The organism is Kitasatospora gansuensis (genome assembly GCF_014203705.1).
GTDB classification, from domain to species: Bacteria; Actinomycetota; Actinomycetes; order Streptomycetales; family Streptomycetaceae; genus Kitasatospora; species Kitasatospora gansuensis.
The window spans coordinates 1,112,672-1,133,729 of the sequence record NZ_JACHJR010000001.1; the positions used below are offsets into that span (position 1 = coordinate 1,112,672).

Annotated in this window: 17 protein-coding genes and 1 tRNA gene; 12 read left to right on the forward strand and 6 right to left on the reverse strand. The window is 70.0% G+C overall.

From position 1 onward, the window contains the following. Window positions 1-244 precede the first annotated feature (244 nt). A complete protein-coding gene (locus tag F4556_RS05175) occupies window positions 245-1,564 on the reverse strand; it encodes a M20/M25/M40 family metallo-hydrolase (protein WP_376775656.1) in 1,320 nt (439 codons plus the stop codon). A gap of 230 nt (window positions 1,565-1,794) precedes the next feature. Between F4556_RS05175 and F4556_RS05180 the strand changes: the two genes are divergently transcribed. The 8 genes from F4556_RS05180 to F4556_RS05215 all read left to right on the forward strand — a co-directional run bounded on the left by F4556_RS05180 (window position 1,795) and on the right by F4556_RS05215 (window position 10,618). After that, window positions 1,795-1,879, forward strand: a tRNA-Leu gene (locus F4556_RS05180). A gap of 275 nt (window positions 1,880-2,154) precedes the next feature. Then, window positions 2,155-3,174 carry a LacI family DNA-binding transcriptional regulator gene (locus F4556_RS05185; RefSeq protein WP_246511318.1) on the forward strand — a complete coding sequence of 340 codons (1,020 nt, stop codon included), beginning with the start codon at window positions 2,155-2,157 and terminating at the stop codon, window positions 3,172-3,174. 213 nt (window positions 3,175-3,387) lie between these two features. Then, the gene (locus tag F4556_RS05190) at window positions 3,388-4,560 is read left to right on the forward strand and encodes a sugar ABC transporter substrate-binding protein (protein WP_246510970.1); all 1,173 of its coding nucleotides are present in this window, start codon (window positions 3,388-3,390) and stop codon (window positions 4,558-4,560) included. A gap of 63 nt (window positions 4,561-4,623) precedes the next feature. Continuing rightward, window positions 4,624-5,610, forward strand: a complete 987-nt coding sequence (locus F4556_RS05195) for a carbohydrate ABC transporter permease (protein ID WP_184911978.1) — start codon at window positions 4,624-4,626, stop codon at window positions 5,608-5,610. Window positions 5,611-5,631: 21 nt separating this feature from the next. Then, complete coding sequence (locus F4556_RS05200) at window positions 5,632-6,525, forward strand: carbohydrate ABC transporter permease (RefSeq protein WP_313068162.1); 894 nt, start codon at window positions 5,632-5,634, stop codon at window positions 6,523-6,525. 86 nt (window positions 6,526-6,611) lie between these two features. Continuing rightward, window positions 6,612-7,613, forward strand: coding sequence for a glycoside hydrolase family protein (locus tag F4556_RS05205; protein ID WP_184911981.1), 1,002 nt, complete (start codon window positions 6,612-6,614; stop codon window positions 7,611-7,613). Between the two features lie 46 nt (window positions 7,614-7,659). Further along, entirely contained in the window at window positions 7,660-9,651 is a 1,992-nt protein-coding gene (locus F4556_RS05210) for a glycoside hydrolase family 32 protein (protein ID WP_184911983.1), read from the forward strand. Window positions 9,652-9,727: 76 nt separating this feature from the next. After that, the gene (locus F4556_RS05215) at window positions 9,728-10,618 is read left to right on the forward strand and encodes a carbohydrate kinase family protein (RefSeq protein WP_184911985.1); all 891 of its coding nucleotides are present in this window, start codon (window positions 9,728-9,730) and stop codon (window positions 10,616-10,618) included. A 33-nt stretch (window positions 10,619-10,651) separates the two neighbouring features. Here the strand turns inward: F4556_RS05215 and F4556_RS05220 are convergent, their stop codons facing one another. Then, a complete protein-coding gene (locus tag F4556_RS05220; RefSeq protein ID WP_184911989.1) occupies window positions 10,652-12,094 on the reverse strand; it encodes a ricin-type beta-trefoil lectin domain protein in 1,443 nt (480 codons plus the stop codon). 23 nt (window positions 12,095-12,117) lie between these two features. Next, on the reverse strand, window positions 12,118-13,461 hold the full coding sequence (locus F4556_RS05225; protein ID WP_184911990.1) for an ABC transporter substrate-binding protein: 1,344 nt from the start codon (window positions 13,459-13,461) through the stop codon (window positions 12,118-12,120). 214 nt (window positions 13,462-13,675) lie between these two features. On the opposite strand from F4556_RS05225, the gene F4556_RS05230 reads away from it, so the two are divergent. From F4556_RS05230 to F4556_RS05245, 4 genes are all read left to right on the forward strand, one after another. Next, window positions 13,676-14,758 (forward strand): LacI family DNA-binding transcriptional regulator, encoded by a 1,083-nt coding sequence (locus F4556_RS05230; protein ID WP_376775657.1) that lies wholly within the window; start codon window positions 13,676-13,678, stop codon window positions 14,756-14,758. Window positions 14,759-14,919: 161 nt separating this feature from the next. Then, window positions 14,920-15,831 (forward strand): carbohydrate ABC transporter permease, encoded by a 912-nt coding sequence (locus F4556_RS05235; protein WP_184911991.1) that lies wholly within the window; start codon window positions 14,920-14,922, stop codon window positions 15,829-15,831. A 3-nt stretch (window positions 15,832-15,834) separates the two neighbouring features. Then, window positions 15,835-16,767: a carbohydrate ABC transporter permease gene (locus F4556_RS05240; RefSeq protein ID WP_184911992.1), complete on the forward strand. Its 933-nt coding sequence runs from the start codon at window positions 15,835-15,837 to the stop codon at window positions 16,765-16,767. Window positions 16,768-16,815: 48 nt separating this feature from the next. Beyond that, complete coding sequence (locus F4556_RS05245) at window positions 16,816-18,861, forward strand: beta-galactosidase (protein WP_184911993.1); 2,046 nt, start codon at window positions 16,816-16,818, stop codon at window positions 18,859-18,861. 35 nt (window positions 18,862-18,896) lie between these two features. On the opposite strand, the gene F4556_RS05250 is transcribed toward F4556_RS05245, so the two are convergent. The 3 genes from F4556_RS05250 to F4556_RS05260 form a co-directional block, all read right to left on the reverse strand. Next, window positions 18,897-19,427: a GNAT family N-acetyltransferase gene (locus F4556_RS05250; protein WP_184911994.1), complete on the reverse strand. Its 531-nt coding sequence runs from the start codon at window positions 19,425-19,427 to the stop codon at window positions 18,897-18,899. 47 nt (window positions 19,428-19,474) lie between these two features. Continuing rightward, window positions 19,475-20,032, reverse strand: coding sequence for a CchlQ (locus F4556_RS05255; RefSeq protein ID WP_184911995.1), 558 nt, complete (start codon window positions 20,030-20,032; stop codon window positions 19,475-19,477). A gap of 65 nt (window positions 20,033-20,097) precedes the next feature. Beyond that, on the reverse strand, window positions 20,098-20,862 hold the full coding sequence (locus tag F4556_RS05260; protein WP_184911996.1) for a bestrophin-like domain: 765 nt from the start codon (window positions 20,860-20,862) through the stop codon (window positions 20,098-20,100). Between the last annotated feature and the right edge of the window lie 196 nt (window positions 20,863-21,058).

Consider the following 21,058-nt stretch of genomic DNA (forward strand, 5'->3'; position numbering starts at 1 on the left):
GCCGTTGTTCCGGCCTGCATATGGGTGAACGACGCTGGGCCGAACGGGGTACGGAGTGGATCACCCATTCACTCTCAGCGGTGACAACTCGTACACACAGTCGGCCAGTTGACTACGGGAGGAATCCTTTCTGCACTCGGCGTTTCACCGTTCCGCTCGTCATTAGCTCCGACAAGCGGACGGCCCACCTCCGGGGAACCCCGGGGTGGGCCGTCCTCCTGACTGCGGATCAGCAGGCGTCGACTCAGCAGGCGTCGATGAACCGGTCCAGCACGCGCACGCCGAACTTCAGGCCGTCCACCGGCACCCGCTCGTCCACGCCGTGGAACATCCCGGCGAAGTCCAGCTCCGGCGGGAGCTGCAGCGGCGCGAAGCCGAAGCACCGGATGCCCAGGTCCTGGAAGGACTTCGCGTCCGTGCCGCCGGACAGGCAGTACGGCACCGCCCGGGCGATCGGGTCCTCGGCCTGCAGGGCCGACTGCATCGCCTCCACCAGCGCACCGTCGAAGTCGGTCTCCAGCGCCTTGTCGTAGTGCAGGCTCTCCCGCTTCACCCGGGGCCCGAGCACACTGTCCAGCTCGGCCAGGAACTCCTCCTCGTGGCCGGGCAGGAAGCGGCCGTCCACGTGCGCGGTGGCCTGGCCGGGGATCACGTTCACCTTGTAGCCGGCGCCGAGCATGGTCGGCTGGGCGGTGTTGCGCAGCGTGGTGCCGATCATCTTGGCGATGCCGCCGAGCACCCGGAGCGTCTCGTCCATGTCGTTCGGGTCGAGCTTCACGCCCAGCGCGTCCGACAGCTCATTCAGGAACGCCTGCACCGTCTTGGTGATCCGGAGCGGGAAGGTGTGCTTCCCCAGCCGGGCCACCGCCTCGCACAGCTCGGTGATCGCGTTGTCGTCGTTCGCCATCGAGCCGTGGCCGGCCCGGCCCTCGACGGTGAGCCGCATCCAGTGCATGCCCTTCTGTGCCGTCTCCACCAGGTACAGCCGCACCTGGTCGTTGACGGTGAAGGAGAAGCCGCCGACCTCGCCGATCCCCTCGGTGACGCCCTCGAACAGCTCCGGGTGCTTGTCCACCAGGTAGCGGGCACCGTACGTGCCGCCCGCCTCCTCGTCCGCGACGAAGGCCAGCACCAGGTCACGCGGGGGCTTCCGCCCGGTCCGCAGCCGGTCGCGGACGACGGCCAGCGTCATCGCGTCCATGTCCTTCATGTCCACCGCGCCGCGGCCCCAGACACAACCGTCCGCGATCTCGCCGCCGAACGGGTCGTACGTCCAGTCCGCCGCGTTGGCCGGCACCACATCGGTGTGGCCGTGGATCAGCAGCCCGGGCCGCGAACGGTCCTCGCCCTCGATCCGCACCACGGTCGAGGCCCGGCCCTTGGCCGACTCGTAGATCTTCGGCTCCAGCCCGAACTCCGCCAGCTGCTCCGCGACGTACTCCGCCGCCTTGCGCTCCCCCGGACCCGACCCGTCACCGTAGTTACTGGTGTCGATCCGGATCAGGTCCCGACAGATCTCGGCGACCTCCGACTCAGCCGTCACCTTCGCCTCGCTCACGGTCACTCCTCGTCGTCTCGCCCACCCGGCGCACCTCCACGCCACCCCGGCACCCAACGGCCGGAGCCCTGCGGGCACGGTCCCGCCATCCTCCCCCAGGACCCGCCCCACCCCAAGGGCATTCCCCCGGATCCAAGCCGCACGGCCCCCGCCAGGGACGGTTTTGGGTCCTGGTGCCGTTCCTTGCTACAGTTACACATGTCGACGCGGGCAACAGACCGCGAAGACAACACCCGGTCCGGGTGGCGGAATGGCAGACGCGCTAGCTTGAGGTGCTAGTGCCCTTTATCGGGCGTGGGGGTTCAAGTCCCCCCTCGGACACATTGTTTGTACAGGCTTCCGGTTCGCCGGGAAGCTTGAATCGTCGCCCGCATCAGACTTCGGTCTGGTGCGGGCGTTCGGCGTTTCCGGGCCCGTTCGCATCGTTGGGGCCCGGTGCGGCGTCGGCACGCTCCGGTCACACCCGGGTTGCAGCGGGGTTACGGCGCATCCGTTGTCTTGACGGCCCAACCGAGGGAACTGCATACTCACATCCCGATGGGTTAAACGATTAAACACAGCGGAAACGAGGTCGACTCACCATGGCCCGGGTGCGTATGTCCGATGTCGCGGCCGCCGCCGGCGTCTCGACCGCCACCGTCTCCATGGTGCTCAGCGGTGCGGGCAGCGACCGCATCTCGCCGCAGACGCAGGCCCGGGTCCGCGAGGCGGCCAAGGCGGCCGGGTACGCGCCGAACTCCGTGGCGCGCAGCCTGCGGACTCAGCGGACCCGGACGATCGGGCTGATCTCCGACACCATCGCCACCACCCCCTTCGCCGGGCGGATGCTGGCGGGCGCCAACGACGTCGCCCGGGATCACGGGCACCTGGTCATCCTGGTGAACACCGACGACGACGCGGAGCAGGAGCGGAAGGCGATCCTCGCCCTGGTCGGCCAGCAGGTCGACGCCATGCTCTATGCCCGGATGTGGCACCGCGCGGTGGACGCGCCGGCCGGCCTCCCGGCGGGCACCGTCTTCCTGGACTGCCGTCCGACGGAAGGCGGTTGGCCGGCGGTGGTACCGGACGACCGGCAAGGCGGGGCGTCGGCGACACGTGAGCTGGTGGCCGCGGGTCACCGCCGGATCGCCTACGTCGATGCTCCCAACCCTGACGAGGTCGTCGCCTCGGAGCTTCGCCACCAGGGCTATCTGGAGGTGCTCGCCGAGTCGGGCATCACCCCCGATCCGGCCCTGCACGTGCGCGCGGCAACCGACGCCGCGGGCGGGCGCGCGGCCGTCGAGGAACTGCTGGACCTGCCGACGTCGCGGCGTCCGACCGCGATCTTCTGCTTCAACGACCGTATGGCGATGGGCGCTTACACCGCTGCCCACCGTCGCGGCCTGGCGATCCCCGACGACCTGTCGATCGTCGGCTACGACGACCAGCAGCTGATCGCCTCGGAACTGGATCCGCCGCTCACCACGGTCGCACTACCCCACTACGAGATGGGCCGCTGGGCCATGGAGGTCGCCCTGGGGCTGCGGGAGTCCGACCGGGACAACCCGCTTCTCATGAACTGCCCGATCATCCGTCGGGACTCCGTGGGACCGCCGCCGATCACAGCCGGAAACTGAGAACGGCGGCGGACTCACCGAAATCACATGGCAGTTGACGCTGCCATCACACTCGGGGCCGACCTGGCAGTCGACCCCTTGAAGGGATCACCTGTGCGCAAACCCCTCGCAATCGTAACAGCGGCGGGCCTTCTGGGAACGGTCGTGCTGAGCGGCTGTGCCAAGGCGAGCCACGACGGCACGCCGTCCGGAAACGGTCCTACGCCGATCACCATGTGGACGCACTCCGCGGGAAACCCCGGGGAGCTGGCCGTCTACAAGAAGATCATTGACGATTTCAACGCCTCGCAGCCGAAGTACCGGGTCGTCCAGCAGAACTTCCCGCAGGGCTCGTACAACGACGCGATCACCGCAGCGGCGGCGGCCCGCAACCTGCCGTGCCTCCTGGACATGGACGGCCCGGTCATGCCCAACTGGGCCTGGGCCGGCTACCTGCAGCCACTGGAGCTGCCGACCACGCTGACCGATTCGCTCCTGCCCACCGCGGTCGGCCGCTACCAGGGCAAGGTCTACTCCGCGGGCTACTGGGACGCCGCCCTGTCGATCTTCGCCCGCAAGTCGGTGCTGGAGAAGAACGGCATCCGCATCCCGACCGTGGACAAGCCCTGGACCCTGGCGGAGTTCGACGCCGTCGCGGCCAAGCTCAAGGACTCCGGCTACGCGACCCCGCTCGACCTCGGCGCGGCCGACAAGGGTGAGTGGTGGCCGTACGCGTACTCCCCGATGCTGCAGAGCGCGGGTGGCGACCTGTTCGACCGGACCGCCATGAAGTCCGCCGACGGTGTCCTCAACGGCCCCGACTCCGTCAAGTTCTTCACCTGGTTCCAGAAGGTGTTCAAGAGCGGCTGGGCGAACAACAGCGGCCCGGTGGGGAACCAGAAGTTCATCGACGACAAGGTGGCGCTGAGCTACACCGGCGTGTGGAACGCCCAGGACGCGCTGCAGAAGGTCGGTGCCGACCTGCTGATCCTGCCGCCCGTCGACTTCGGCAAGGGCCCCAGGATCGGCGGCGGCTCCTGGCAGTGGGGCATCTCCGCGGGCTGCGGCAGCGCCCAGAGCGAAGGCGCCCGCGAGTACCTGAAGTTCAGCTACCAGGACAAGTACCTCACCGACTTCGCCGACAGCCAGGTCGTCATCCCGGCCACCCAGGCCGCGGCCAGCGCCTCGAAGTACTTCAGCGCGGACGGCCCGCTGCACCAATTCGCCGTCCTGTCACAGAAGTTCGCCCTGGCCCGCCCCGCCACACCCGGCTACCCGGTGATCTCCACCACCTTCGAGAAGGCCGCGAAGGACATCATGAACGGCGCCGACGTCAAGTCCGCCCTCGACGCCGCCGTGAAGGCGATCGACAGCGACATCAAGTCGAACAACAACTACGGCAACTGACGAGGCGGCAAGCGCAGGCGGGGCGGCTGCCATACCGCCCGGCCTGCGGAAAGGCGTGACACCATGACAGCGACCTTCCGTCTCGACTCCCCGGCCGACCCGGCCACCCCCGAACCCGCCCGAACACCCACCGCCCCCGCGGCGGACGGGAAGAGGCGGCGCGCGAAGAACGCGGCCCGCCGCGGCGAAGCCCGCGCGGGGCTCGCCATGGCCTCACCCGCGATCGTCCTGCTGCTGACCTTCCTGATCGTGCCGGTGCTGCTCGGCTTCGCCCTGTCCTTCACCAACGCGCGGCTCATCTCCCCCGAACCGTTGCGCTTCGTCGGCTTCGACAACTTCGTCCGGGCGTTCACCATCGACCCGACGTTCTTCCGCTCGGCCCTCAACACCTTCGCCTTCGCGGCCGTGGTCGTCCCCGTCCAGGCCGGCTTCGGACTGTTCCTCGCCCTGATGGTCAATCAGAAGATCCGCGGCGTGACCGCGTTCCGGGTCATCTTCTTCATCCCGGTCGTGACCTCGATCGTCGTGGTCTCGATCCTGTGGAAGTTCATGTACCAGCCGGACGGGCTGGTCAACTCCTTCATCAACTCGATCACCTTCGGCGCCTGGCAGGGCACCGCCTGGCTCGACAACCCCAGCACCGCCCTGTTCGCGATCATCGTGCTGTCCGTCTGGCAGGCCGTCGGATTCCACATGCTGATCTGGCTGTCGGGTCTGCAGACCATCCCCGAGGAGCTCTACGAGGCGGCTCGCATCGACGGCGCCGGGACCTGGCGCCAGTTCAGGGACGTCACTTGGCCGTGCCTGCGCCCGACCAGGATCTTCGTCCTCATCACCATCACCATCGCGGCACTCGGCCTGTTCGTGCAGATCGACGTGATGACCCAGGGCGGCCCGATCGACTCGACCTCGACCCTGGTCTACCACGCGGTGCTCACCGGCTACCGCCAGCAGCAGATCGGGTACGGCTCCGCGCTGTCCCTGGTGTTCTTCGTGATCGTGCTCGTCATCGCGCTGATCCAGCGCCACCTCACCCGCGACAAGGACTGACCCATGGCCGCAACTCCGCGCGTGCGAGGCACGCGTCCCGAGGCGAGCGAACAGCGCCGACGCGTCTGGTCGTACCTGGTCCTGGTCGGCCTCGCCGTGTTCTTCCTCTTCCCGCTGGTCTTCATGTTCGTCTCCAGCCTGAAGCCGGACAGCCAGATCCTCTCCGACATCAGCGGCTGGCGCGCGTTCCTGCCGGTCGGCGACGTCAACCTGGACAACTACGGCGCGGTCTTCGACCGGGTGCCGGTCGGACGCTTCCTGCTCAACTCGCTGCTGGTCACCGTGGCGATCGTCGGCCTCGGACTGGTCGTCAACTCCATGGCGGGCTTCGCCCTTTCACGCCTGCGCTGGCGTGGCCGCGGGCTGGTCCTCGGCGTTGTCATCGCCACCCTCATCGTCCCCTTCGAGACGATCGCCGTGCCGCTGGTCTACTGGGTCGCCCACCTGCCGACCCTGCTCTTCCAGGACGGCGCCCTGGTCTACGACATCGGCTGGCTCAACAGCTACCAGGTGCAGATCATCCCGTTCGTCGCGAACGCCTTCTCCGTCTTCCTGTTCAGCCAGTACTTCTCCACCATCCCCACCTCGCTCGACGAGGCCGCCCGCATCGACGGCGCCGGCTGGTTCACCATCTACCGCCGCATCGTGGTCCCGCTGTCAGGACCGGCTTTCGCGACCGTCGCGATCCTCACCTTCCTGCCCGCCTGGAACCAGTACCTGTGGCCGACGATGGTCGTCCAGGACGAGACGCTGCGCCCCGTCATGGTCGGCATGCAGTACTTCTTCCAGGACAACCCCGCCTGGGGCGAGATCATGGCCTACACCTCCATGATCACGCTGCCCGTGCTGGTCGTGTTCCTCGCCTTCCAGCGGGCCTTCGTCAGCAGTGTCGCCGCCAGCGGCGTCAAGGGCTGACCAGCACCACCGCGCACTCCCCACCCGCCGCCGCGCCCGGCGGCCCGAGGCCGCCGGGTTCCCCACGCCTGCCCTGAAAGGCCCTCATGTTCACGCTGCCCGACTCCTGGGTCTGGGACTTCTGGTTCGCCGACGACGGCGAGCAGCACCACCTGTTCTTCCTGTACGCCTCCCGCGCCCTGCACGACCCCGAGGCCCGCCACTACCGGGCCGCCATCGGCCACGCCGTCTCCGCCGACCTGCGCAACTGGACCCGGGTCCCCGACGCCCTGGTCCGCGCCGACGCGCCCGCCTTCGACGACCTCGCCACCTGGACCGGCTCGGTCGCCCGCCACCCGGACGGCACCTGGTTCCTCTTCTACACCGGCTCCACCCGTGCCCCCGGGGGCAAGAACATCCAGCGCATCGGCTACGCCACCTCCACCGACCTGACCACCTGGCACAAGGCCGGCGCCAACCCCGTACTCAGCGCCGACCCCACCTGGTACGAGACCCTCGACTCCGGCCGGTGGCACGACGAGGCGTTCCGCGACCCCTGGGTCTTCCCCGACCCCGACGGCGACGGCTGGCACATGCTGATCACCGCCCGGGCCACCGAAGGACCGGCCTTCGAACGCGGAGTCGTCGGCCACGCCGTCTCCGCCGACCTGCGCGAGTGGCACCTGCGGCCGCCGCTGACCGCTCCCGCCGTACGCGGCTTCGGGCAGCTCGAGGTCATCCAGACCGAGATCGTCGACGGCCGGCCGGTACTGATCTTCTCCTGCCTCGCCGAGCACGCCTCCGAGCTGCGCCGAGCCGGCGGCACCCGTGGCGGCATCTGGGCCGCCCCCGCCGAGAGCCTGCTCGGACCGTTCGACATCGACGCGGCCGAGCAGGTGACCGACGACCGCTACTACAGCGGCAAGCTCGTGCGCCGCCGGGACGGCCGCTGGGTGCTCATGGGCTTCCACCACACCGGCCCCGACGGCACCTTCACCGGCGGAGTCAGCGACCCCGTGCCGATCCGCTGGGACGGCCGCCGGATGACGTTCGAGGCGGAACCGGCCGGTACCGGCGCCGGGTCCGCGCAGGTCCCCCTGCCTCGCTGACGGTACGACAGCTCCTCCCCCACCCACAGAAGTCCAGGAGCCGACCATGACCTCCCGACTGCGATTCTCCCTCACCATCCTGCTCGGTCTCGCGCTGACTGCGCTCGGCGTCGCCGCCCCCGGCCCGGCCGGCCCCCAGCCGGCCCGGGCGGCGGACAGCTACCGCAGCGTGTACCACTTCACCGTGCCCGACCACTGGAAGAACGACCCGCAGCGGCCGGTCTACGTCGACGGCGCCTTCCACTACTACTACCTCTACAACGCCGACTACGACCAGGCCGTCGGCACCGCCTGGCGCCTCGCCACCACCACCGACAACGTCGCCTTCCACGACCAGGGTGTCGCCGCCCCGAAGAAGAGCAACGCCAACTACGACCTGTGGTCCGGCTCCGCGGTCGTCGACACGGACAACACCGCCGGGTTCGGCGCCGGCGCGATCGTCGTCCTGACCACCCAGATGGACCACCCCACCCCCGCCCAGATCGTCGACGCGTCCGGCCCGCAGGCGCAGTTCCTGTGGTACTCCACCGACGGCGGCCGCAACTTCCGCCCCTACGGCGACACCCCGGTGATGGCCAACGGCGGCCGCAAGGACTTCCGCGACCCCAAGGTGGTTTGGGACGCACCCCGCAACCGCTGGGTCGCGCTGCTCGCCGAGGGCGACCGCATCGGGTTCTACACCTCTCCCGATCTCAAGAACTGGACCTGGGCCTCCAGTTACGTCAACAGCACGCTGGGCACCCTCGAGTGCCCCGACCTGTTCCAGCTCAAGGCCGACGACGGAACCACCCGCTGGGTCATGGGTGCCAGCGCCAACGGTTACCTCACCGGCGCCCCCAACACCTACGCCTACTGGGTCGGCACCTTCGACGGCACCGCCTTCACGCCCGACACCACGATCCCGCAGTGGCTCGACCACGGCCTCGACTGGTACGGCGGCGTCACCTGGGAGGACCCCACCGCTCCGCTCGACCGCCGCTACGCCATCGCCTGGATGAACAACTGGTCCTACCCGTACACCACCCCCACCTGGGCTGCCGACGGTTTCAACGGCACCGACTCCATCACCCGTCAGATCACCCTCAAGCACCACGCCGACGGCTACGCCCTGGCGTCCCGGCCCGTACCCGCGCTCGACAACCACGCCACCGGGGTCACCTCGCTCGGCACGATCCAGGTCAACGGCCGGGTCCCGCTCGACTACCACGGCACCGCCTACCAGCTGGAAGCCGACGTCAGCTGGAGCACTCTCGACAACCTCGGCATCCAACTGCGGGTCTCCGCCGACGGCACCCGCCACGTCGACGCCGGAATCAACCACGACTACAGCTACCTGAACCGGCGTCAGACCGGGAACCCCGACCCGTCCGGGCAGCGTGAGGAGACCCACGCACCGTACGATCCGGCGAAGACCCAGGCGCACCTGCGGATCCTCGTCGACCGCAGCACCGTCGAGTACTTCCTCGACGACGGCCGCTACGTCCACTCCAGCCTGGCGTTCCCCGACCCCGCCGACAACGGCATCAGCCTGTTCACCAGCGGCGGCAGCGCCACCTTCGCCAACGTCACCGTCACCGAGTTCGCCAACCTCGCCCAGCGCCCGGCCAGGACCCTCGCCGACTTCGAAGGCACCACGTACGGAAGCGGCTGGACCACCACCGGCGGCCTCACCGGCACCGCACCGACCCCGGCGAGCCTCCCCGGCCAGGTGGGTGCCGCCGTCCTCGACACCTACGCCGGCACCGACTCCGCCACCGGCACCATCACCTCACCCGCCTTCACCATCGACCGCGACACCCTGCACCTCCTCGTCGCGGGCGGCCGCCATCCGCTCGGTCAACCCGGCGCCACCGCCGTCAACCTCCTCGTCGACGGGCTGCCCGTCCGCACCGCCACCGGTGACGACACCGGCACCCTGAAGCCCGTCACCTGGGACCTCAGCCAGTGGCAGGGCCGGAGCGCGCAGCTGCAGATCCTCGACGACGCGACCGGCGGCTGGGGCCACCTGATGCTCGATCAGGTGACCCTGAGCGACTGACGCCCGATGGCGGCACGCAGGCCCGAACAAGCCTGACGGACAGACGAGTTCACGATGTAAGGAGCAGCCCGGCACCATGACAGAACCCGAATTCCTCGTGATCGGCGAGTGCGTCGCGGATGTGGTCCGTTCCCCCGGCCGACCCGACCGCGCCCACCCGGGCGGCAGCCCCGCCAACGTCGCCTACGGCCTGGCCAGGCTGGGGCACCGGACCACGCTCCTCACCCAGCTCGGGCAGGATCCGCTGGGCGACCTGATCCGGGCTCACCTCGGTTCGGCAGGCGTGTCGGTCCTGACGGACGACCAGCAGCCACCCACCCCGACCGCGATCGTCTCCCTGGACGAACGGGGCAGCGCCGCCTACGAGTTCGCCATCGGCTGGAGCCTCCGAACGACCGCCGTCCCCTCGGCACGGTACGTTCACCTGGGCTCGATCGCCTCGGTACTGGAGCCGGGCGCCGGCACCGCCCGCCGCCTGCTGCGCTCGCTGCGCGGCTCGGGGGCCACGGTCTCGTACGACCCCAACATCCGGCCGGCGCTGTTCGGCGAACGGGCGCGCGGCATCGCCGCGGTGGAGGAGTGCGTGGCGCTCAGCCACGTCGTCAAGGCCAGCGACGAGGACCTGGAGTGGCTGTACCCCGGGGTTCCGGTCCGCGAGAGCGCCCGCCGCTGGCTGGCCCTCGGCCCGCGCGCGGTGTTCGTCACCTGCGGCGGCCGGGGCGCCTTCGCGCTCACTCCCGACGGCGAATTCCGCACGGCGGCCGCACCGGCCGAGGTCGTCGACACGGTGGGCGCCGGCGACTCGTTCATGTCCGCCCTGCTGTCCGCCCTGGTGGGACGCGAACCTGACGCCCGAGCGGTACCCGCCGCCCTGCGGGCCGCGGCAGCCGCAGCGGCCGTCACCGTCTCCCGCGCCGGCGCCAGCCCTCCGACGGCCGCCGAACTGGCCGCCGCCCTCCGCTCCTGAGGCCCGAACTCCCCTGCAGGAAGCGCTACTTCGCTAGACGGTCTGCCACTTCTGGTTGGTGCCGGTGTGGCAGGTGTAGAGGATCACCTTGGACGTGGTCAGGTCGAGGTCCAGGCACTTGCCGGACTGGATGCCTCGGATCGTGCCGTCGGAGTAGAAGGCCCACTTCTGGTTGCTGCCGGTGTTGCAGTCGTAGATGTCGACCACGGTGCCGTCGGCGGTTCCCTGGCCGACGGCGTCCAGGCACTTCGCCCCGTTGTAGGCGGTGATCTGCCCGGTGGCGGTCCGGGTCCACTGCTGGTTGGCGCCGGTGTGGCAGGTGTAGCCCTCCACCTGGGTGAGGTTGGCGTGGGTGGCGCCGGGGATGTCGAGGCAGCGCTGGGCGCCGGTGTTCCTGAGGGTGCTGGTGGGCGAGCCGGCGCCGAGGCCCCAGGCGTACCTGAGGCGGTCGGTCATGGTGGTGTTGCGGGTCCGCAGCAGCAGGTTGGTGCCGCTGCCCTCCAGGTGGAAGAGGGAGTAGTAGTCGTAGGTGGGCCGCTCCTGGTGCTTGCCACCGATGGCGGGCCAGTAGACCGAGCCCAGGCCGAGGTTGTGGATGCTGTCGGTCATCGCGCGGACGTACCGGACGAAGTCGTTGGTGCTGTTGGCGTCGTGGTAGTTGAGGCCGTCGTCCTGCGGGGCGCCCCATTCGTCCAGGATGGTGCGGGTGGCGCAGCTGCCGATTCGGCCCGTCAGTTCGTCGATCCACCCCTGGTAGTCGTGGTCGAGACTGCCGAAGGCGTACAGATGGGCCGAGAGGTAGGTGCCGTCGAAGCGGCTGTCGGTGCACAGCGGCGCGGTGTAGTCGTTGTAGCCGACGCCGCTCACGACGATCCGCTCGCGCGGGACGGACGGGCGTTCGGCGATCCAGCCGGCGGCGAAGTTGGCCCAGTCGGTGGCGTTGTACCCGATGGGCTCGTTCATGATCTCGTAGTGGACGTTGCCGTTGGACGCGTACTTGGCGGTGTAGGCGTTCCACATCGTGTCGAAGGCGGCCTTGTTGGTGACCCTTCCGCCGCTGGTGGCCGCGCCGTCCTCCCAGAAGGAGAGGATCACCTTGAGTCCCTTGGCGGTGGCGGAGTCGACGACTCCGGCGTAGGCGTTGCCCCAGGAGGTGCCGGGGTAGGTGAAGGTGTTGATCGGCAGCCGCACGGTGTTGGGGCCGACGGCGTTGCGCAGCTGGTCGAAGACGACGTCCGCCTTGGCCTTGACGGTCGCGTAGCCGTCGGTCGCGGTCAGGCCCTCGGGGACGACCGGGCCGTTGACGAAGTTGTCGCCCGGGCGGGCCCAGTTGACGCCCTTGAACTGGGCTGCGTTCAGCTGGGAGTTGTCGGCGGCCTCGGCCGGTGCCGCGGCGGTGAGTACGGCCAGCGGTAAGGCCAGCACCGCCGCCGACAGGCAGGCCGGCAGGCTACGGCGGGCGGGGGTTCGGGTCACTGCTTCTCCTCTGTCGGACCTGGCTACTTGGTGCTGAACCCCTGCTCCCGGCCGTACTTGAGGGAGGCTTCCTGCCAGGCCTTCAGCCCGTCCTGGAGCGTGGTGCCGCTGACGTAGGCCTGGCCGACGGTGTCCTTGTAGATGCTGTTGGCGTAAGCCTGGTAGGGCAGGTAGGACCAGCCGTTCACGACCTCGGTGGCCGACGCGGCGAGCACCTCGTTGATCTTCTGGCCGCCGAAGTAGGGGAACTCGCGGTTCTTGAACTCCGGGGAGTTGAGGTGCTTGGTGGTGGCCGGGAACGCGCCGCCGTCGATCCGGATCTGCGCGCCCTCGTCGACCGCCGCGTACTTGAGGAAGGCGTAGGCCAGGGTCTTGTTGGCGCTGGCCTTGGTGATGGCCATCGAGCTGCCGCCGTTCTCGGAGGTCCTGGGGACCCCGCCGTTCTCCCACTGCGGCATGGGCGCCACCCGCCACTTGCCCGCGGCGGCCTTGACCCCCGACTCGAGGTTGGAGGGCATCCAGGCGCCGATCACCAGGGTGGCGATGGTGCCGTCACCGAGGCCCTTGTACCACTCGTCGCTCCACGAGGTGACCGGCGCGAGGAGCTTGTCGCTGATCAGCGGCTGCCAGGTGGAGGCGAACCTCTTGCTGCCCGGCTCGGCGAAGTCCACGCCCACCTTGGTGCCGTCGACCGTGTAGGGCTTGCCGCCGGCCTGCCAGATCATGCTGGTGGTGAAGCCCGCGTCGCCGGTGTCGTTGGCGATGTACGCCTTCGGGTCGGCCGCGTGCAGCTTCCTGGCCGCTGCGGCGTACTCCTCCCAGGTGGTCGGCACCTTGATCTGGTGCTGGTCGAAGACGTCCTTGTTGTAGAACAGGGCCATCGGTCCGGAGTCCAGCGGCATGCCGAACACCTTGTCCGTACCGGCCTTCACGGCGTTCGCGGGCCCGGGGGTGAAACTGCCGTCCAGCTTGTCCACGCCCAGCTCGCGCAGGTCGGTGAGGGACTTGCCGAGGGCGAACTGCGGCAGTGCGTAGTACTCGAGCTGGGCGACGTCCGGGACGCCCTTCCCCGCCTTGACCGCGTTCTGCAGCGCGGTGTACTCCTCGTTGTTGGTCCCCGCGTTGACGACGTTGACCTTGACCTTGGGGTACTTGGCCTCGAAGCCGGCGGCGGCCTTCTTCACCAGCCCGTCCCAGGACCAGACGGTGATGCTGCCGCCGGCGTTCAGGGCGGCCTCGAGGTCGGCCTCGGACAGGACCTTGGCGTCGCCGGAGTCGGCCGTGCCGGAGGACCCGCAGGCGCCGACGGTGAGCGACAGCGACAGGGCGACGCCGCAGAGGAGGGCTTGACGCCGGGATATCGCCATGGAGGGTTCCCTTTCTCGGGGATGGTTACGTGAACATCGGGCCGAGCAGTCGGGGTACGGAGGCTGGGCCGAGGCCCCCAGAGTGGTTTCGTCCCCGTGATGTTTACGTAAACTTACGTTGCGATACCGTGGCACCCGCTCCGGCGGCCAGTCAAGGCGTCCGGCGCGGAAACTTCCGCGCCGCGGAGTTGCGAAGTGGGACCGAAGGGTGGTGATGGGGTTGAGCGACCAGGGGGTTCCGCCCGTCGGAGGCGCGCAGCGGGGCGGCTCGGGGATACCGGGCGGCCGCCGTAAGCAGCGCGTCTCGATGGCCGACGTGGCCAAGCTGGCCGGGGTGTCCTCCCAGACGGTCTCCAGGGTGGCCAACGGCCACTCCGGCGTGATCGGCAGTACCCGCGAACAGGTGCTCGCGGCCATGGACGAGCTGGGCTACCGCCCGAACAGCGCCGCGCGCGCCCTGCGTTACGGGCGGTTCAACACCATCGGCGTCATCCTGCTCACGCTGAACACCGTCGGCCACAGTGCGACGGTCGACGCGATCGCCACCCAGGCCGCCACCGAGGGGTACGCGGTCACGGTGATGCCGATCGACGTCCCGACCCAGGACAACGTGCTCGGCGCCTTCACCAGGATGGGCGAGCTCGCCGTGGACGCGGTGATCGTCTTCATAGAGGTCCACCTGCTCGACGCGGGCACCGTCACGCTGCCGCGCGGCGTCCCCGTCGTGGTGGTGGACTCCGACGCCGGCGATCGCTACCAGGTGGTGGACAACGACCAGGCCGGTGGCGCCCGGCTGGCCGTGCGCCACCTGCTCGACCTCGGCCACCAGACCGTATGGCACCTGGCCGGCCCTGACCGGTCGTACGCCAGCCAGAGCCGGGCCCGGTCCTGGCGGGCCACGCTGGAGGAGTCCGGGCGGCCGGTGCCGGAGCCGCTCCGGGGCGACTGGTCGGCCACCTCGGGGTACCAGGCGGGCCTGGTGCTCGCCGAACAGCCGGGCTGCACCGCCGTGTTCGCGGCCAACGACCAGATGGCGCTGGGCCTGTTGCACGCCTTCCACGACCGGGGCAGGTCCGTGCCCGGCGACATCAGCGTGGTCGGCTTCGACGGCGTACCGGAGGCCGCGCACTTCCAGCCGCCGCTGACCACCGTGTACCAGGACTTCCGCGAGGTGGGCCGCCGGAGCGTCCTGGAAGCCCTGCGGCAGATCCGCGAGGGCGCGGCCGCACAGCCCGGAACCGATCTGGTGCCCACCGAGCTGGTGGTCCGCGGCAGTACCGCGCCACCCCCGCGCTGACCGGATCGCTCCCGGCTCTTGACCGGATTCGCCACGCGGGGGTAAACATCTCGCACACCGTGTTTACGTAAACATCCGAGGCGCCGCGACCAGCCGGGACGGCCGCGTCACGATCTCCACCCGAGAGCCGCCCGCGAGACGGGCACGAGCGAGGGAACGCCATGGCAGCACAGCAATCGACGGCCTCGGGCCCGGCACCGGTCCGACGGGCCCGGCGTTCCTGGGCGGGCTGGGGGTTCATCGGCCCGTTCGCCCTGGTCTTCGCCCTGGTCTTCCTCGCCCCGATCGGCTACTCGATCCAGCTGAGCCTCTTTCAGGACCGGCTGATCGGCGGCACCACCTTCGTGGGCCTGGACAACTACCAACGGGCGCTCCAGGACCCGCAGTTCTGGGAGGGCCTGGGACGGGTGACACTCTTCCTGGCCGTCCAGGTCCCGGTCATGCTGGGCATCGCGCTCCTGGTCGCCCTGGCTCTGGACAGCGGCCGGCTGTACGGCACGAGCTTCCTGCGGGTGTCGGTCTTCCTGCCCTACGCCGTGCCCGCCGTGGTCGCCGCCCTGATGTGGGGCTTCCTGTACGGCACCCGATTCGGCCTGGTCGGCGACGTCAACGAGGCCCTGGGCGTCACGCTGCCCGACCCGCTCTCACCGCAGCTCGTGCTGGCCGCCATCGGCAACGTGGTGACCTGGGAGTTCGTCGGCTACAACATGCTCATCTTCTACTCGGCGCTGCGGGTGATCCCGCACTCGCTGTACGAGGCCGCCGAGATCGACGGTGCAGGGCAGTGGCGGATCGTCGCCGCCATCAAGCTCCCGGCGATCCGGGGCGCCCTGGTCATCGCCACCATCTTCTCGATCATCGGCAGCTTCCAGCTCTTCAACGAGCCGAGCATCCTGCAGGGGCTGGCGCCCAACGCGATCACCACCTCGTACACCCCCAACCTCTACACGTACTCGCTGTCGTTCGCCGGGCAGCAGCACGACTACGCCGCGACCGTCGCCATCGTCATGGGACTGATCACCATGGTGATCGCCTACGTCGTCCAGCTGCGCGGCATGCGAAAGGCAGCGTGACGCATGAGCAGCCCCACGACCGCCCCGGCCCGGAACCGACGGACCACCTCGCCCGCCGGCCTGCGCCCGCCCCGGCGGCGGCACAGCCCGGCCCGGCCCCGCCGCAGTGTCCTGCTGACCGTGCTCACCTGGCTGGTGGTGCTGTACGCGCTGCTGCCGTTGCTCTGGCTGGCCATCAGCGCCACCAAGACCCAGGAGGGGCTGGCCGGTTCGTTCGGCCTCTGGTTCGGTGACGACTTCGCGCTCTGGGACAACATCGTCCAGACCTTCAGCTACGACGACGGGGTCTTCGGCCGCTGGCTGCTGAACACCCTGCTGTACGTCGTGCTCGGCGCGGGCGGCGCCACCCTGCTCGCCGTCCTCGGCGGTTACGCCCTGGCGAAGTTCGACTTCCCCGGCCGGCGCGCGGTCTTCGCCGTCGTCATCGGCGCGGTCGCCGTGCCCGGCACCGCCCTCGCGGTCCCGACCTTCCTGATGTTCAGTTCGATGGGACTGACCGACACCCCCTGGGCCGTGATCATCCCCTCGCTGGTCTCACCCTTCGGCCTGTACCTGATGTGGGTCTTCGCCACCGAGGCCATCCCCGCCGAGCTGATGGAGGCCGCCCGCGTCGACGGTGCCGGTGAGCTGCGCACCTTCGTCCAGGTCTGCCTGCCGCTGCTGGCCCCCGGCATGGTGACCGTCCTGCTGTTCACGGTGGTGCAGACCTGGAACAACTACTTCCTGCCGCTCATCATGATCAAGAACGCCGACTGGTACCCGCTGACCCTGGGCCTCAACCACTGGAACGCCCAGGCCCGCACGGCCGGCGGCGAGCCCGTCTTCCACCTGGTGGTCACCGGCTCGCTGCTCACCGTCGTGCCGCTGGTCGCCGCGTTCCTGCTGCTCCAGAAGCACTGGCAGTCCGGCCTGGCGGCGGGCAGCGTCAAGGAGTAGCCGCGCACCCGTTCGTGACCTCACGCTCCCACCGAGACAAGGTAGTTGATGACCCGCACGCCCCTGTTCCAGCTGCCCACGACGGCCGACGGCGCGCTCCCCCGGCTCGGCTTCGGCGCCGACTACAACCCCGAGCAGTGGCCCAGAGAGGTCTGGGCGGAGGACGTCCGCCTGATGCGGCTCGCGGGGGTCAACCTCGTCTCGCTCGCGATCTTCTCCTGGGCCCGCATCCAACCCGGGCCCGAGACCTGGGACTTCGGCTGGCTCGACGAGGTCATGGACCTGCTGCACGCCCATGGGATCGCCGTCGACCTCGCCACCGCCACCGCCTCGCCGCCACCGTGGCTCACCACCGCGCATCCGGAGATCCTGCCGGTCACCGCCTCGGGGGAGACCGTGTGGCCGGGGGCCAGGCAGCACTGGCGGCCCACCTCGCCGGTCTTCCGCGAGCACGCCCTACGGCTGGTGGCCGCACTGGCCGAGCGGTACGCGAGCCACCCCGCCCTGGTGGCCTGGCACGTCAGCAACGAACTGGGCTGCCACAACATCTACGACTACTCCGACGACGCCGCGCGCGCCTTCCGGAACTGGCTGCGTACCCGCTACGGCGACCTGGACACGCTCAACCACGCCTGGGGCACGGCCTTCTGGTCCCAGCGCTACGGCGACTGGGAGCAGATCCTGCCGCCCCGGCTGGCCGCCTCCCACCCGAACCCCACCCAGCAGCTGGACTTCAAGCGGTTCTCCTCCGACGCGCTCAAGGAGCACCTGCGGGCGGAGCGGGCGATCCTGCGCGCGGCCACCCCGGACGTGCCCGTCACCACCAACTTCATGGTGATGGGCGGCACCAAGGGCATGAACTACGCCGACTGGGCGGCGGAGGTCGACTTCGTCTCCAACGACCACTACGTCCTCCCCGGACCGCAGAGCCGCGACGAGCTCTCCTTCTCGGCCAACCTCACCGGCAACCTCGCCGGCGGCCGGCCCTGGTACCTGATGGAACACTCCACCAGCGCCGTCAACTGGCAGCCGGTCAACCTGGCCAAGCGCCAGGGCGAACTGGCCCGCGACTCACTGCTGCACGTCGCCCACGGCGCCGACGCGGTCTGCTTCTTCCAGTGGCGCCAGTCGGTGGCCGGAGCCGAGAAGTACCACTCGGCGATGGTCCCGCATGCCGGCGCCGACAGCGAGACCTTCCGGGCCGTCGCCGAACTCGGCCGGGTCCTGGGAGAGTTGGCACCCCTGGCCGGCACCCGTCGGGAGCCCGCGCAGGTGGCGATCCTCTTCGACTGGGAGTCCTGGTGGGCGAGCGAGCTGGACTCCCACCCCACCTCACTGCTGGACTACCGCCGCGAAGCCCTCGACTGGTACTCCGCCCTCCTCGCCCTCGGCATCCGCGCCGACGTCGTCACCCAGCACGGCGACCTGGAGCGCTACCGGCTGCTGATCGCACCCGTCCTGCACGTCGTGCCGGCGGAGCTGGCCACCCGCCTGACCCGGTACGCCCATCAGGGGGGCCACCTGATCACCACCTACTTCTCCGGCATCGTGGACCAGCACGACCACATCTGGCTGGGCGGCTACCCCGGCGCGCTGCGCGACCTGCTCGGCATCCGGATCGAGGAGTTCGGACCGCTGCTCGAGGAGGACAGCGTGCTCCTGGACGACGGACTGACCGGCACCCTGTGGACCGACCGGATCACCGTGACCGACCCCGCCACCGAGATCCTGGCCCGCTACCGCTCCGGCGAGTACACCGGCCGGGCGGCCCTCACCCGCCGGGCGGCCGGTGCGGGATCGGCCGCCTACGTCTCCACCCGGCTCGGGCCCGACGGGCTCGCCCGGGTGCTGCCCGGCCTGCTCGACCACGCCGACGTACGCAGCGAGCTCCCCGAACCCGCGCGCGGCCGCGTCGAGTTGGCCGTCCGGACCGACGGCGGACAGCGCTACCTGTTCCTGGTCAACCGCACCGACCAGGCGGTGCCCGTCCCCGGACTCACCGGCGACCCGCTCATCGGCGGCGCCCTCCTCGGCGCGGACGGGCTGCTGCTCGGTCCACGCGACGTGGCCGTGCTGCGGGCGCCGTCGGGCTGAGCCGGCCCGCGGCCCGGCCCCGCCGTGCCTACCCGTCAGACGTACTGGGTCAGGTCGATCGCGTGGATGCTCAGCCGGTGGCCGGTGGCCGGGTCGGTGGTCTCGTGGTCGAGTTCCATGCCGAGCTTGCGCATGACGTTCTCGGAGGCTTCGTTGCCGACCCGGGCGATGCTGATCACGCGGTCGAGGGCGCGGTCCTCGTGGGCGAACTCCAGGGCGGCGTGGGCAGCTTCGGAGGCGTAGCCCTGGCCCCAGAACTGGCGGCCGAGGCGCCAGCCGATCTCGACGGCGGGCAGGACCTCGGGGAGGAACCACGGGACCGAGAGGCCGGCGAAGCCCGCCAGTTCGCCCGAGCCGAGCAGCTCGACGGCGAACAGGCCGAAGCCCTCGTCGTCCCAGCCGTCCTCCCAGCGCTCGATCGCCTCGGCGGTCTGCTCCAGGTCGAGCACGGAGCCGTCGCCGATCCACTCCATGACCACCGGGTCGGCGTTGATCTCGGCCATCGGGGCGAGGTCGTACTCGGTCCAGCGGCGGAGCAGGAGTCGGGGCGTGCGAATCTCGGTCATGCCCCCATCCTTGTCGAACCCGGGGCCGATGCGGTAATCGGTGGTGGTCAGCCGGCCGGCGCGGGGACGGTGCGGCAGACCGGGCAGCGTTCGCGGCCGTCCCAGGCTGCCCAGCCGAAGACCGCCGGGGTGAGCGACCGGCCCTCCAACTCGGCGCGGACCGCGACTCGGTAGGCCCAGACCGCCTCGATGTAGGGGTGGTACGCCTCGTGGAAGGCGGTCGAGGACTGCGGCGCGCCGGAGCCCACCACCCGGCGCAGCTCGCGCAGAAGCTCGAACATCCGCTGGCCCGCACCGGCGACCGGTTCGCTGGCGTCGATGTAGAGCCGCTCGCGGACGTCGTAGAGCCCGGAGTCCACCAGCGCGGCCCGGCTGGCCGGATCGGCCTCGTCGGCCCGGGCGGGGTCGGCCGAGGTCTGGGCGATCTTGACCAGCTGGGTGTGGGTGGTGCCCGCGGCGGCGATGAAGGCGGTGTACACCTCCCGGCGGCGGGCGCCGAGACCGCGGTCGTCCTCGTGCCGGTTGCGCAGCCGGTCGGCCAGCACCGTGCCGGATATCGCGATCACGGCGCCGCCCAGCGTCGCGACCAACGTCCCCCACTCCACCCGTACTCCCCCTGCCTGCCGACGGTGCTGGCACCGTAGCAGGCAGGGCGGACGGCATCGAACGGTCAGTAGCCGGCCCGGTCGATCAGGTGGATCCGGTCCAGGGCCTCGTGGAAGGCGTCCGGTGCGACCCGGATGCCGGCGCCGTACGGGTGGTTGATCTGGAGCACCAGCCAGATGGAGAAGGCGAGCAGTCCGCCGACCACGGCGATGGTGACGATGCCCCGCCGTCCCTTGGGCCAGCCGAGCAGCAGCAGGAAGAGCACCGACAGGACGGCCGCCCCGATCAGGGTGGCCAGCAGGAAGTTCGGCGCACCGTCACCGGCCGCGGTGGTGCGGATCCGGCGCTGGGTCATCAGCGCGGCGATGGCCTGCCGGGCGTCCCGGACCGTGGTGGCGGGGGTGGTGGTGGGCAGGTCCAGGACGGTCCGGCGGAGTTGGTAGGTGGTGCGGAAGCTGGTCAGGTCGAGGTGGCCGGTCGCCATCTGCGGCCACTCGACACCGATGACCTCGTTCAGGTAGGACTCGCTCCGGCTCCGGATCTCGCGCCTGGCCGGGTCGGGGAGCTTCTCGGCGGCGAGGTAGAGGTCGACCACCGCCCCGGCCTCGGCGTAGTTGTTCTGCCGCGCGACGGACAGCGCTCCGGTCGAATTGACCAGCAGGAACGCCATGGTGACGACGAAGAAGGAGAGCACCGCCCCGGCGGCGGTGCCGAGCGCGGGACCGGTGTCGGGCAGCCGGGTGCGGTAGGCCGTCCGATGGCTCAGCCAGGCGAGGGCCGCGGACAAGGCCGCCGCGGAGAGGACGACCAGCAGGGCTGACAGTGCCATGTGTACGGGGGTCTCCCCTGCTCCGGCCGGATGAACGAGCTGCGGTGAGTCTGGGTACCACCGTGGGTGCCCGGGTAGCGGCGCGGGTGTGCGGATTGACCCGATCGATGACACCGTCCGCGTCCGAACCACTCGGACTGACGGGCCGTCACCCCGTCTTCGTCCGGCCGATGCACAGTTGATACCGCACGGACTC

Bases quoted from the DNA above. Each gene is read 5' to 3' on its own strand.
- F4556_RS05250 (WP_184911994.1), bottom strand. From the start codon at position 19,427: ATGACCGAGATTCGCACGCCCCGACTCCTGCTCCGCCGCTGGACCGAG.
- F4556_RS05230 (WP_376775657.1), top strand. From the start codon at position 13,676: ATGGGGTTGAGCGACCAGGGGGTTCCGCCCGTCGGAGGCGCGCAGCGG.
- F4556_RS05205 (WP_184911981.1), top strand. From the start codon at position 6,612: ATGTTCACGCTGCCCGACTCCTGGGTCTGGGACTTCTGGTTCGCCGAC.
- F4556_RS05260 (WP_184911996.1), bottom strand. From the start codon at position 20,862: ATGGCACTGTCAGCCCTGCTGGTCGTCCTCTCCGCGGCGGCCTTGTCC.
- F4556_RS05225 (WP_184911990.1), bottom strand. From the start codon at position 13,461: ATGGCGATATCCCGGCGTCAAGCCCTCCTCTGCGGCGTCGCCCTGTCG.
- F4556_RS05185 (WP_246511318.1), top strand. From the start codon at position 2,155: ATGTCCGATGTCGCGGCCGCCGCCGGCGTCTCGACCGCCACCGTCTCC.
- F4556_RS05195 (WP_184911978.1), top strand. From the start codon at position 4,624: ATGACAGCGACCTTCCGTCTCGACTCCCCGGCCGACCCGGCCACCCCC.
- F4556_RS05240 (WP_184911992.1), top strand. From the start codon at position 15,835: ATGAGCAGCCCCACGACCGCCCCGGCCCGGAACCGACGGACCACCTCG.
- F4556_RS05210 (WP_184911983.1), top strand. From the start codon at position 7,660: ATGACCTCCCGACTGCGATTCTCCCTCACCATCCTGCTCGGTCTCGCG.
- F4556_RS05215 (WP_184911985.1), top strand. From the start codon at position 9,728: ATGACAGAACCCGAATTCCTCGTGATCGGCGAGTGCGTCGCGGATGTG.
- F4556_RS05245 (WP_184911993.1), top strand. From the start codon at position 16,816: ATGACCCGCACGCCCCTGTTCCAGCTGCCCACGACGGCCGACGGCGCG.
- F4556_RS05235 (WP_184911991.1), top strand. From the start codon at position 14,920: ATGGCAGCACAGCAATCGACGGCCTCGGGCCCGGCACCGGTCCGACGG.
- F4556_RS05190 (WP_246510970.1), top strand. From the start codon at position 3,388: ATGTGGACGCACTCCGCGGGAAACCCCGGGGAGCTGGCCGTCTACAAG.